The sequence below is a fragment of the Persicitalea jodogahamensis genome (genome assembly GCF_014651615.1).
GTDB classification, from domain to species: domain Bacteria; phylum Bacteroidota; class Bacteroidia; order Cytophagales; family Spirosomataceae; genus Persicitalea; species Persicitalea jodogahamensis.
Genome location: NZ_BMXF01000006.1, coordinates 153,033 through 165,431, shown reverse-complemented (window position 1 = coordinate 165,431; position 12,399 = coordinate 153,033). Strand labels below are relative to the sequence as shown.

The following is a 12,399-nucleotide window of genomic DNA, read 5'->3' as shown; positions in this document are numbered from 1 at the left end:
TTGCAGCTTTTAGAACAAAAAAAAGGCAGTCACGATTTTTACATCGCAACTGCCTGATTTTCTGAGTGGTGATGGACGGAATCGAACCGCCGACACAAGGATTTTCAGTCCTTTGCTCTACCAACTGAGCTACATCACCGCGCTCACTGGCCCCGTTTGGGACTGCAAAAATAGGTGGCCGTTTTGGATTGCCCAAACATTTTTGACAAATCTTTCAAAAACTTTTATCAAATCTGCGGCTTGGTGCGCCGGATGGCTACCTTCTCCGGCTACGGCGGTCTTCACGACGGGACTTTTTGAGGTCGTCGATCGCTTTCTTGGCCTCCTTATGCTGGCTCGACTTCCGGTCGGCCTTATCGAGGGCCAGTTTGTAGTAGCGTTGGGCTTCTTCAATGTCTTTCCTTGCCTCAGCCACTTTGCCTAGTCCTATCAGCGAGGATACGTAGTAGCCAGCGTCCAGCGACTTAGTCTGCACCGAGAAGTTGATGGCCTTTTGGTAGTAGTCGGCGGCTTCATCGTAGTTCTTCTCGTAGTTGAACTTATAATATGCCAGCACGTAGGCCGCGTTGCGTCCGCTTACGCCTTCGTAGCCCGGCATGCGGCGCTCGATCTTATCCAGCATATTGCGGGCGGCCTGCTGCGCCTCGGCAGCATGACCAGTCACGAAGGCCGAACGGCAAAAGTACCGCTCGAAGTACGGGTTGTCCGGGTAAGTTTGCCACATGTACTTGGCCATGTCGTAGGCCTTACCATACTGGTTTTCCAGGCTATAAATCTGCAAAAGGAAGTAGCGGGCCTCCACCCGGGTGTAAAAAGCATTGTTGGCCACTTTCTCCAGTTGCTGAATCCCCAGCTTCTTGTTTCCCTTTTGAAAGAAAATCAGGACCGGTTTCAGGATCGGGTACTCCTTCGGAATCCACTCAGAATAGTAGTTGTAAATTCCGTCGCCGAAGAGCAGCTCCGGACTCAGGTCGCCGTAGCCTTTACTCTTTTCGAGGTACTTCAGGGCATTTTTTCCCGCAAAAGTGGCTTTGGTCCACTGCCGCCGCTCGGCGTAGAGCCTGCCTTTGAAAGCGTAGGAAGCGGCCAGAAAAAAGGCAGGTTCCACTTTGTTTTCTTTCTGGTCGTAGAGCTTCTCCGCCAGATAAATACATGAATCCATGCGGGCCAGGAAGCGATTGTCGTAGGCGGTATTGTCGGTATTTGGTACAATCTTCCACCAATCGGCCAGGCCCATCAGGAACTGCGGCATGGGGTGGTTGGGGTAGCGGTACCTCAACCAATTGAACTCTGCCTCCGCATCGCCAAATTTGTAGTTGTACAGTTTGTTGATGGCCTCGGTCGCTTCGATCTGCACGCCGGGATTTGCCAGCAGCATATCGTAGTTCTTGTCCAGATCAGACTGCGAATAAGGCGACTGAGCCCGCGCCGAGGGCAAGGCCAGAAGCCCCAAAAACAGCAATATGAGGGAATATTTAATATTTATTTTTGACATAAAATCGGACAAAAAATCTTGTCCTAAGTAACGCAGGATCGTAATTTTCCGTTTGCGGTGGGGAGTAATTTTAAAAAAGGCGGTAATTTGGGCATCTCTGCCAAACACGTTTATGATTACCATAAAAGATAAAACCTTTGTCCCTTTTCTGGAACCTGTCGAGTTGGAAAAACGGATTGTCGAACTGGCTCGCGAACTTGATAAAGACTACGAAGGTAAAAACCCGCTGTTCATCGTGGTGCTGAAAGGCGCTTTTCTTTTTGCCGCCGAGTTGTTCAAGCACTTAAGTACCCCCTGCGAAATCACGTTCGTGCGGCTTTCCAGCTACGAGAGCATGGGGTCGTCAGGCCGCGTGAAACAGATTATCGGCCTGGAAGAATCGGTTCAGGATCGCCACGTCGTCATTGTGGAAGATATTGTAGACACCGGCTTGACGATGGCCCAGCTCACCGCCCAACTCAGCGGCCAGGGAGCTTCCAGCGTAGAAATCGCGACCCTGCTTCACAAGCCTGATGCCCTGCGTGAAGACGTGCGCATCCGGTACCTCGGCTTCAAGATTGAAAATCGCTTCGTCGTCGGCTTCGGGCTTGACTATGAAGAACACGGCAGGAATCTGGCCGGGATACATGTCTTGTATGAAAAAGGGGCAGAGTAACAAAGCGGCACGGCGCTCCGGCACAAAGTGAGTATTTGCCGAATGGCTGATCAGTCTAAGCAAGAAAATCATCTGGAATTAAAGTACCCATCATGAAACTCGTCCTCCTTTTCTCTGTCATCCTGAGCGTAGTCGGAGGACTCCTTTCTTCCTCAATGAAAGCCCAGCCCCGCCCCCGCGAGTTAAATATTAAAATTGGCGTACTACCCACCGGAAAGCTGAACGCCATTACCGACGTGGCGGGTGTGAAAGTCGGGCAGGTGACGCTGGTGCAGGGGCAGGACGTCCGCACGGGCGTAACGGCCATTTTGCCCCATGATGGCAATGTGTTTCAACAGAAAGTACCAGCGGCAGTGTATGTAGGCAACGGCTTCGGCAAACTGGCCGGCTCCTCGCAGGTCGAGGAACTGGGTACACTCGAAACACCGATTATCCTGACCAACACCCTGAGCGTACCCACCGCCGCCGATGCGCTGCTCGACTGGACGCTCGGGCAGGCAGGCAACGAAAACGCGCGCTCGGCTAATCCGGTGGTAGGCGAGACCAACGACGGCTACCTCAATGATATTCGGGGTCGTCACGTGAAAAAGGAACATGTGCTGGAAGCCATTAAAAAGGCGCAAAGCGGCGCCGTGGCTGAGGGCAACGTCGGGGCCGGAACGGGCACCGTTGCTTTCGGCTGGAAGGGCGGCATTGGTACTTCTTCCCGCAAACTACCCGAAAAACTGGGCGGCTACACAGTGGGGATTCTGGTGCAGAGCAACTTTGGCGGCGTGCTGCAAATCAACGGCGTTCCGGTAGGCGAAGAATTGGGTCAGTATTCTTTCAAAGAAACGCTGGACAAGTCGTCGGACGGATCGTGCATGATGATCGTGGCGACAGACGCCCCACTCGACGCCCGCAACCTGAAACGACTGGCCAAGCGGGCCATTATGGGCCTGGCCCGCACGGGAGGCATCGCCTCCAACGGTAGCGGAGATTACGTCATCGCCTTTTCCACCGCTTACCGTATTCCGCACGATACCGATCAGCCCACGGCGGCGGTGACATTGCTGCATAATGACTACATGTCGCCACTTTTCCTGGCGGCAATTGAGGCCACGGAGGAAGCCATCGTCAATTCTCTCTTCATGGCCACGACGTCCGAAGGTACCCAAGGCCACAAAATTCAGGAGCTTTCACGCGAAAAGGTGATGGAACTGATGAAGAAATATGGGCGGGTGAATTGACCATCCCATTCATTTATTTTCCCAGAATCATATCTGCTCCCTTCTCGCCGATCATGATCGCGACAGCGTTGGTGTTGCCCGCCACGATGCGGGGCATGATGGAAGCGTCCACCACCCTTAGCCCCTCGATGCCTCGGACGCGCAGTTTTTCATCTACAACGGCTCCTTCATCCACACCCATCTTGCAGGTTCCCACTGGGTGGTACACGGTTTCCAGGCTTTTTTTGATATGCAGAATCAGCGCCTCCTCCGAACTCAAGTCGGGCGGAGCAATGATTTCCTGGCGATAGTCGTCGAATGCCTTGGCCTGCACAATCTCCAGCGCCTTTTTAGTACCTGCCAGAAGCATTTTCAAATCGTCCTCTTCCGAAAAAAAATTGGGTTGAATTCGTGGCGCATCGGCGGCGTTGGCAGATTTCAGGCTCACATAACCGCGGCTTTTGGGTTTAAGCAAAATGGGCATCACCATGTAGCCGCCCGTGCGTGGCAATGTGTCAAGGTCGTACAGGTCGGCTACGTAATCTCTACCCAGGTGAACGGGTGAAAAATGGAACTGCATATCCACCGGATCAGGCGAGTCGGTCACTTTCAGGAAGGCGACTGCCTCCAGCGGGCTGATCGTTAGGGGGCCGCTCTTGAACAGGGTGTACTGCAGGAAGCCCCGTAGTTGGCGGGGCAAAGTCAGCTCATTATTAATCAGGGGAATTTTTGACAGGGTAGTTATCGGGAAAAACAGGTGGTCCTGTAGGTTTTGACCAACGCCGGGTAAGTGTTTTTTAACCGCAATACCGTTTGCTTTCAGCATTTCGGCGTCGCCCACGCCTGACAACATCAACAGCTGGGGCGAGTTAAAGACGCCCGCCGACAGAATCACCTCCTTGCTGGCCATCGCCTCTTGCTGCCCCGACCGGGCCGACCGGAAAACTACACCGACTGCTCTATCATTCTGGACAATAATGCGTTCCGTCAAGGCATGGGTGATGATCGTGAGATTGGGCCGACTCATGACGGGCCGCAGAAAGGCCGCCGATGCGCTATGCCGTTTCTGATTTTTGATCGTGAACTGAAGTAACCCCGCACCGCGCTGTTCGGCCCCATTGTAATCCCGGTTTTCGGGTAACCCATTCTCTACGCAGGCCGCCACAAAAGCCTCCGCGACGGGCGTCTGATACCGCTGGGCAAAAGTCACATTCAGTTCGCCGTCGTGGCCATGATACTGATTGGTAATTTGTTCATTATGTTCCGAACGTACAAAGTAAGGAAGTACCTCTTCGTAACTCCATCCGGGATTACCCAGCGCAGCCCACTCGTCATAGTCGGCCCGATTGCCGCGCACATAGGCCATTGCATTAATGGAACTACTTCCACCCAGCGTTTTGCCACGGGGCAAATACAGCCGGCGGTTCAATACGTGTTCCTGCGGTTCGGTAGAGTAGCCCCAATCGACCTCGGTGCGATTCAGTTTGGCATAAGCTGCCGGGATATGAATCTCCATTTTTCGATCCGGCCCGCCTGCTTCCAACAGTAGCACCGTAACCGCAGGGTCAGCCGAAAGTCGGTTGGCCAGAACGCAGCCTGCCGAGCCTGCCCCCACGATGATGTAGTCGAATTTCATGATTGGATATGGATGGTAAAGTAAGTCAATCGGTCGGGCTGAGGATCGAGCTGAAGCTGTACAGCCTGGCATTTCGCCAAAAATGATATCGCCCTGAATTTAGGCAAAAAACTCCCGAATCCGTCTTTTTTCCGTTCCGGCATTTATGAATACTCATCACGACAAAGCTACTGAACAAGGTACGCTTGTTTTGTCGCTTGGCAGCTTTGTACCTTTGTACATCAACTTCACCACTTTTTAATTAAAAACCCCTATGTACTTCCTTGGATTCGACGTCGGTAGTTCGTCCGTGAAAGCCTGCCTGCTGGCTGCCGACACGGGACAAGTGGTAGCCTCGGCTTTCTTTCCCGAAACCGAAATGCCAATGGATGCCCCGCAACCGGGCTTCGCCGAACAGCAACCCGAACAGTGGTGGGCCAACGCCTGCCGGGCATCGAAAGCCGTAATGCAGAAATCGGGACTTTCGCCCGATCAGGTGAAAGCCATCGGCATTTCCTACCAAATGCACGGCCTGGTGGTGGTGGACAAGGAAATGAATGTACTGCGCCCGTCGATCATCTGGTGCGATAGCCGCGCCGTGGAGATAGGCAACGCCGCCCTGGAAGCGATGGGCCCCGAGATAGTGCTGCCACATCTGCTCAACTCGCCGGGTAATTTTACGGCTTCCAAACTGGCATGGGTCAAGCAGAACGAACCGGAAGTGTACGCGAAAGTCCACAAGTTCATGCTCCCCGGCGACTACCTGGCCGCCCGCATGACAAATGAAGTAGCCACGACGCCCTCGGGATTGTCGGAAGGGATTTTCTGGGATTTTCTGGACGAACAGCCCGCCGGATTTTTACTGGATTACTTCGGTTTTGAGGCCGACTTATTGCCGCAGGTGTTTCCTACCTTCGGCAATCAGGGAGAACTTACCAGTTCTGCCGCCGAAGCTTTGGGCCTGGCAGAGGGAACACCCGTCACTTACCGTGCCGGGGATCAGCCTAACAATGCCTTTTCGCTGAACGTACTGGAACCGGGCGAGGTGGCTGCCACCGCGGGTACTTCGGGCGTAGTTTACGGCGTGAGTGACCAGTCGAAGTTCGACGCCGAGTCGCGGGTGAATACTTTTTTGCACGTCAACCACAAGCTGGGTACGCCGCGCTACGGCGTGTTGCTGTGCGTCAACGGCACGGGCATCGTCAATAGCTGGTTGCGGAACAATATCCTGAACCGTCGTTTGTCGTATCCTGAAATGAATGACCTCGCCGCGCAAGCCCCCATCGGCTCCGATGGCCTGCTGTGTCTTCCCTTCGGCAACGGCGCCGAGCGGATGCTCTGCAACAGCGATCCTGGTGCCACCTTCCAGGGTTTGCAGTTCAACCGTCACGGCCTGAGTCACCTCATTCGGGCGTCGCAGGAAGGCATTGTGTTCGCTTTATACTACGGAATGCAGTTGATGGAAAACCTGGGCGTGTCGCTCAAAAACATTCGCGCCGGGGAGGCCAATATGTTTCTCAGCCCGATTTTTCGCGAAACCTTTGCCAGCGTTTCGGGGGCAACGGTGGAGCTTTACAATACTGACGGTTCTCAGGGTGCCGCCCGGGGTGCGGGCATGGGCTTAGGCTACTATAAAAATCGCGAGGAAGCTTTTGTGGGTCTCACCGCCACGCATACTATTGAACCCGATGCCGGGCGGGTAGAAGAATACCGGGACGCTTACGGACGCTGGAAAGAGGCAAATGGTGAATCCGGCGGTGAAATTTCAAATATTTAAAAAAACGCTTGCAGATTTCATTTGCATCCACCTATCTTTGTGGCCCAATCTGGCGGAGTGGTGGAATTGGTAGACACGCACGTTTCAGAGGCGTGTGCCTAACAGCATGCGAGTTCGAGTCTCGCCTCCGTCACATTTCAAATGCAAAAAGCCTTCGCAAATGCGAAGGCTTTTTTGTGTGGTACGGCCAGCCTGACCGTAATTTATGCGCCAGCAAAAAAGCTAACAGCGACTAAACAGACTTCTTCTCACGCGCCTTTTTTGCCATCCGCACCGCTCCCATAATTACTACTGCAAAAATCAGCAGACCTACAACGCCCCAAATCCACTGCACCGCACTTTTCAGCACGACCAGGAAGACGATGGCGAACAGAAATACCGTCGCCACTTCATTCCATAACCTGAGTTGAAAAGAAGAGAACCGGAATCGTTCGGCTTTCAATTCGTAAAGCAATTTGCGGGCACCAAAATGGTAAACAAGCAGCCCGGCCACGAAACCAAGTTTAATCTGCATCCAGCCCTGGCTCAGCCAGGCCGGACTCAGGTACAGCATCGTAAAGCCCGTAGCCAGCGTAAGCCACATCGCCGGCACCATAATGGCGCGAAACAGAAGCCCTTCCATCTTGACAAACTGCCGGAACAGAATCCGGCGCTCTTCCTCGGGCCGCTCGTTGGCCTCGGTATGGTACACAAAGAGGCGCGGGATATAAAACAACCCCGCAAACCAGCTCACGATGAAAATGATATGAAGAGATTTGACGTAGAGGTACATGGTGGGCGGGCGGCTATCGGTGCTATATGGTCAGTTTCTGGATCAAAAACTTCAATTTAAAGGGCAAGGTTGTCATCGGTCAACAAAACTACCACAAATAACGCCGACGGCGTTCCACTCCAAGTTTACTTTTCCTCCCACTCCCGCCCCGTACAATAGATCGCGTTCCTGCCGTTTTTACGAATCAACACGTAAACCCGGTACCTGCCTGGTTCGACGTTGGCCTGATGAAACGATCCTTCGAAGCCCCGTGAAAAGTACCTCTGCATGTTCAGGAAGGTATCGAAGGGCAGCGCGTGCTGATTGGGCGGCGAGGCGTACACGTGGCTATCTGATTTGAGCAAAAGGTAAGGGCCGTCGGTATAGTCGCGCTCGGCGTCGATGAACTCTTTGGAATTGTACACGTGGATTTCATCACTGTGAGGAAACAAGCTGTCCAGCGCGTAATCGCCCGCACAGGCAAGCTGGTCGGTGGCAGCGTTAGGATTCCATCCCTCGGCCAGCGGGTCGGCGGACTGGTAATAGGCCCGGATTTTCTCGTAATGCGCCTGATCCATGTCGAACATGCGTACTCCCAGCCAATCGGTGTTGTAGCGGGCATTGAATTCCTGCACGATGGCTGTTCGGCGGTTGTTCACGGCCCCGGCAAAATTGGCGTAAAGAATTGCTAGGTTCAAGAAAATCCCCAAAGGCACAGCCACCAGTCCCCAGCGACGGCGCCTTGACGGTACCAGCCATGCCAAGGCGCCAAAATGCAACGACACCAGCGCCAGTGCGGTGTACATGCGGTAGCGGCCTTTAAACAAAGATTCGAAGCCTCCCAGCGGAATGCGCTTGTAAATAACGGCAAAGGACGTGATCGCCACGAACACCATCAGGATTAGGGCAAACTGCCCGGCCGGGCTAAGTATCAGCGGCTTCCCCAGCACCGAGCGGAATAGGGGCAAAATATCCCGGCGAAATAACCATAGAAATAACCCGACGATTGCTATGCCCGCTACCACGGCCAGCCCCAATGGTACGGGGTCGGTAGTGTAAGCATCCAGCGCGGCAATGGAGCCGATGAAGCCAAAAAATCCCGCCAGTCCCTCTTTCACTTGCTGGAAATCGGAAAAATCGAGGCTATCGGTTTTCTGGGGAAAGCCCAGAAAGTAGACATATCCGACCAGCAGCGCCACGCCCGCCGTGAGGAAAAATTCGCGTCGCCGCCCGGTTACCCAAAGTAAAAAAATAATAACGGGAAACACGGCGATGCCGTTTCCATAGGTATAGGTAGCCGCCAAGGCAAAAAGCCACGAAGCCCAAAGCTGGCGGGGCCGATGCGTAGCGAAGTAAAAAGCCAGCATCGCGAACAACAATAGACCGAAATTGCAAAGCGAACTCACACCCCAGAACATGTTTTCGAAGGAGTGAATGGTAAACCAGAGCCAGACAATTGGGACAAAGTACCAGAGCGATAGCCGCAGCCTGCGGAAGACGGCGTAGAAAACCGCCGCGCAGCCCGCCCAGCACAGATTACCGATGACCATCAGGCTGACCAGGTTCACTTTGCCGAAAACATAGTAGGAAAGCAGCACGAGCGAGCGGGAAAAAATCAGGCGGTGCTCGGGAAAAGGATCAGTAAGTCGTTGCCAGCGTTCGAGCCAGGAAGCATCCTCAAAACCGGGGATTATGCCCAGAATCAGGATATCGTCAAAAGCGACGTAGTTGACATTGAGGGCGATTTGCGAAAAAACAAGGCCGTAGACAAAAACCGGCAGCGCACACAGCAATGCCGCCAGCCAGGTGTTTTTTTGCAGAAAAGTAATGAATGAACGGAGAAAGGTCATGGATGGGCGTCAGCGAACAGGGAAAATCGACGCCAAAATTAGGAAAGATTCCAAGAGAACGATCATTTTGGATCGTCATCGTCCACCTCGGCGGTGGCGCGGGGGTCTTTGCTGCTATCAAAAATGAGCTTATTTTTTTCGTCCCACTCGCGTAGTACGAACGGCTCGAAGTCCTCGTCCCAGCGGCTCTTGCGGTATTGAATTTCCTTTTTACGGGCTCGGCGGTATTGGTAGTACTCCACCCAGCGGCCCACTTTTACGCCGCCGTCGTACTTGCCTTTTTGCATTAGCTGCCCCTCGTCATAAAATGAAAGATAATCACCATCAATTTCCTCAAACTGCACGGGAACGACTTCCTTGATCTTGGTGTGCGCGGAATCGTAGTAGGTAATCCGCGACTCCGCCGGGAACCCCCGGTACCAGTGCGATTTGTCCACAAGGTCGTAATTGGCATCGTAGGTCACCCAGCGCCCATCCTTGGTACCTTTGTAATAAAACCCCTCTTCGATCAAGTCGCCCGCCACGTAGCGCTTATACGGCCCGTGCAACGGCAGAGACTTCTCTTTATCCTTGATAACCGACGAGCTCAACTGCTTCTTTTTCAAATCGTACCAGCGATTGTACGGCGCGTAAGGACTAATAGGTTCGTACGCTTTCAGCACGTGAAACTCCTCGATGCGGGCGCGGTCACCGCTGCCGTACTTCACCAGTACTTTTTGCATCGGGATACCTTCATATTGTACCCGAGCCAGGCGACCTTTTTTGGCTTTACGGCGGCGTTCGGAGCGCCGGCTCTTGAATTCCTTGGCTTTCAGACCAAGATCAGGGATGGTTTCGCCCAGTAATTTGGAGAGGCTTTCCGACTTTCCCTTTCCGCCGGGCAGCGACACACTGGCCGAGGGGTCCAGTCCGGACACATCGAGTCCGGTGGATTTTTGTAATTTGGCCCGTAGCGAATCCGCCTTCGACTGCGCGTTCTGCACCCGGTCTTTGGCGGTACGCCCCCCAGCCGATTTGTTTTTCGTATCGGTTTGCGCCCAGGCCGGTGACATGAGCGCGATCCACAAAATACCCAACCCGAAGGCCGCCCTTTGTATCATGTTTTTATTCTTTTTGGCGTTCTCTCTAACTGATCGTTGCCAATTTAGGTAACGAAAACCGCCGTTCGTTATTGATTTATGAGGAGAATTTCTGGTTTGCTACTGCTTTTTGCGCTGCTTTTTTTCAGGAATAGTAACACGGTGGCCCAGAAAATTCCGCCGGGCGACGTTCCGCTAGGTGGCTGGCAGACACACTTCAACTACCGCTCGGCCCGGCACATCGTACAAGTACAGGACCGCTTCTTCTGTGCTACCTACAACGGCCTGTTCAGCTACCGGCCGTCAGACGACAGCACTTTTATTTATTCAAAAATCAACGGACTTCACGACACGGGTATCAGCAGCCTGGCCTACGAGCCAGCCAGCCGACTACTACTGTTGAGCTACCGCAACGGCAATATAGACCTTGTCGAACTTGATGAGAACGCCAAGGTACTAAATACCAGCGAATGGCCGATCCTGCGTGATGCTCCAAACCTCCCGGCCAACCGCCGCAGTTACCAAACTACCTTTCGGCAAAATCTGGCCTATGTCAGCACTGCCTTCGGCGTGGTGGTGCTCGATCCATTCCAGCGCGAGGTCCGCGAAACGTACCGCAACATCGGACCAGGCGGTTCGGAAGTGGCCGTTTTTGGTGTCGCCTTTTCCCGCGATAGCCTATTCGCGCTCAGTTCACAGGGAATTCTGCGGGCTTCCCTGAGCGAAAACGTCAACCGCCAGTTTTACGGCAATTGGCAGAAAGTACCCGCGCCTGCCGTCCTTACGTCCATCGCTGTTTTGCAGGAAAAACTGTACGCGGGAATACCCGGCCAGGGAATATTCCGCAAAGAAAAAGAAATAGACGCCTGGCAAATCGTTTATCCTGCCACCAGCCAGCGCTTTCAATTCCGTGTCGTGAACGACCGCCTCGTGACCGCGCTCGACAACCGCGTCGTGACGCTCAGCCCGCAGGACCAGGCTACCGGCTTCCGCGATCCTCTGCTGGTCGCGCCGCAGGAGGCCATTCTGGATGCGGCCAGTAATCTGTGGGTAGCCGATAGCCAAAGTGGTTTGGTCAGTAATTTCACGGGTAGTTACCAATCGTATAGCCCCGTGGCGGCGGCATCCACCGTCGGAGATACTACCATCAACAACCGTACCGACTCCGTCGTCGTGGATCGAAATGGGTTGCAGTGGATTCGGCTGCCAAATACTTTGGGAGGCGGCATTTTGGTAAAAAATCCAACGACCCAACAACAAAGGTACTTGTCAACTTCGCCCAACAACGGTGGGCTGCCCTCCTCCCGCGTCAATAGTTTGTCGCTGGACCGCAATGGTCTCGTTTGGTTCGCCGCCGACCAGGGCGTGGGGTACTTTGTGCCGGAGAGTGATCTTCTTTCGGGCGGAGCGGTCAACGCGGTGTTTCCGCTATTTGGTCAGAGGCGTTTGCTGCGCGACGCATTCAGCACGGCTATCGTTACCGAGCCGGGCAACCGCAAGTGGGTAGGAACGCGCAGTGGTCTGTACCTTTTTAGCCCCGACGGCACCCAACTCATCCGGCAATTCACCGCCGCCGATAGCCCGCTGCCTGCCGATAATATTTTGGCTCTGCAATTTGACGAGGCCACCGGGCGACTCTACGTCGACACGCCCAACGGGATGGTTTCCTACCGCTCCGATGCCACGGCTCCCAGTACTACCTTGCAGGAAATCACGATTTTTCCCAACCCCGTGCGACCCGGTTACGCGGGCGTAGTCGGCGTTAAAGGCTTGCGGGACGAAACAGTGGTAAAAATCACCGATCTGGCCGGAAGGTTGGTGTTCGAAGCCCGCTCTCAGGGCGGCACGGCCAGCTGGAATTTGCTGGATTACACCGGGCGCCGCGCCAAAGGCGGTATTTACCTGGTACTTCTGATCTCGCCCGATGGCTCAGAGAGCGTAGCGGGGAAGTTGGCAGTTGTGGAGTGAA

The 12,399-nt window shown here is 54.0% G+C and carries 9 protein-coding genes and 2 tRNA genes; 5 read left to right on the top strand and 6 right to left on the bottom strand.

Annotated elements, in window-relative coordinates; all coding sequences use genetic code 11:
- Positions 1-66 precede the first annotated feature (66 nt).
- Together IE117_RS23235 and IE117_RS23230 are read right to left on the bottom strand one after the other, a co-directional pair.
- A tRNA-Phe gene (locus tag IE117_RS23235) sits at positions 67-139 on the bottom strand.
- A 117-nt stretch (positions 140-256) separates the two neighbouring features.
- On the bottom strand, positions 257-1,495 hold the full coding sequence (locus IE117_RS23230) for a tetratricopeptide repeat protein (RefSeq protein ID WP_229581363.1): 1,239 nt from the start codon (positions 1,493-1,495) through the stop codon (positions 257-259).
- Between the two features lie 112 nt (positions 1,496-1,607).
- On the opposite strand from IE117_RS23230, the gene hpt reads away from it, so the two are divergent.
- Positions 1,608-2,150, top strand: a complete 543-nt coding sequence (gene hpt / locus IE117_RS23225; RefSeq protein WP_189567887.1) for a hypoxanthine phosphoribosyltransferase — start codon at positions 1,608-1,610, stop codon at positions 2,148-2,150.
- A gap of 92 nt (positions 2,151-2,242) precedes the next feature.
- Positions 2,243-3,379, top strand: coding sequence for a DmpA family aminopeptidase (locus IE117_RS23220; protein ID WP_189567886.1), 1,137 nt, complete (start codon positions 2,243-2,245; stop codon positions 3,377-3,379).
- Positions 3,380-3,392: 13 nt separating this feature from the next.
- Here the strand turns inward: IE117_RS23220 and IE117_RS23215 are convergent, their stop codons facing one another.
- Positions 3,393-4,994 (bottom strand): GMC family oxidoreductase, encoded by a 1,602-nt coding sequence (locus IE117_RS23215; protein ID WP_189567884.1) that lies wholly within the window; start codon positions 4,992-4,994, stop codon positions 3,393-3,395.
- A gap of 253 nt (positions 4,995-5,247) precedes the next feature.
- Between IE117_RS23215 and IE117_RS23210 the strand changes: the two genes are divergently transcribed.
- Both IE117_RS23210 and IE117_RS23205 read left to right on the top strand, forming a co-directional pair.
- On the top strand, positions 5,248-6,750 hold the full coding sequence (locus IE117_RS23210; protein ID WP_189567883.1) for a xylulokinase: 1,503 nt from the start codon (positions 5,248-5,250) through the stop codon (positions 6,748-6,750).
- Positions 6,751-6,801: 51 nt separating this feature from the next.
- Positions 6,802-6,883 (top strand) — tRNA-Leu (locus tag IE117_RS23205).
- 99 nt (positions 6,884-6,982) lie between these two features.
- On the opposite strand, the gene IE117_RS23200 is transcribed toward IE117_RS23205, so the two are convergent.
- The 3 genes from IE117_RS23200 to IE117_RS23190 form a co-directional block, all read right to left on the bottom strand.
- Positions 6,983-7,522, bottom strand: a complete 540-nt coding sequence (locus IE117_RS23200; RefSeq protein WP_189567882.1) for a CopD family protein — start codon at positions 7,520-7,522, stop codon at positions 6,983-6,985.
- Between the two features lie 125 nt (positions 7,523-7,647).
- Positions 7,648-9,351, bottom strand: a complete 1,704-nt coding sequence (locus IE117_RS23195) for a glycosyltransferase family 87 protein (protein ID WP_189567881.1) — start codon at positions 9,349-9,351, stop codon at positions 7,648-7,650.
- Between the two features lie 62 nt (positions 9,352-9,413).
- Positions 9,414-10,451: a toxin-antitoxin system YwqK family antitoxin gene (locus IE117_RS23190; RefSeq protein ID WP_229581361.1), complete on the bottom strand. Its 1,038-nt coding sequence runs from the start codon at positions 10,449-10,451 to the stop codon at positions 9,414-9,416.
- A gap of 78 nt (positions 10,452-10,529) precedes the next feature.
- Between IE117_RS23190 and IE117_RS23185 the strand changes: the two genes are divergently transcribed.
- Entirely contained in the window at positions 10,530-12,398 is a 1,869-nt protein-coding gene (locus tag IE117_RS23185) for a PorZ beta-propeller-like domain-containing protein (protein ID WP_189567880.1), read from the top strand.
- The last annotated feature ends 1 nt before the right edge of the window (position 12,399 follow it).